The organism is Olavius algarvensis spirochete endosymbiont, from assembly GCA_900608495.1.
In the GTDB taxonomy this organism is placed as follows: Bacteria; Spirochaetota; Spirochaetia; order DSM-2461; family DSM-2461; genus UBA2779.
This window is the reverse complement of record UWYT01000046.1, coordinates 1-258: the sequence shown is the minus strand read 5'-3', so window position 1 is coordinate 258 and position 258 is coordinate 1. Positions and strand designations below refer to the sequence as shown.

Sequence of the window (258 nt, the reverse complement as noted above, 5' to 3'; positions counted from 1 at the left end):
ATATCGACAAATCCGGCTCTTTGAGTGGATTCTGCGGTGCTGAAACTGATGTTGCCCGAAGAACTGGGATCGGAAGAGCCGGACGGCGCTTCGATTATCGTACCGTTCGCCCGTCCATTGGAAGCAAAAAAAGTCTTCACTCCACTAGGGGTGACGCCGGTAGATCTGCCGCTGTTTTTAAACTCCGTTATCCCCCCGATATATCCATTTGATGAGACTACATCCCCAAAACCGACTCCAGTCCCCGGAAGATATCTT

General features: G+C 50.8%; 1 protein-coding gene. It reads right to left on the bottom strand.

All coding sequences use genetic code 11. From position 1 onward, the window contains the following. On the bottom strand, positions 1-258 hold a 258-nt coding region (locus S1OALGB6SA_RS10495), incomplete at both ends, for a hypothetical protein (protein ID WP_230204339.1).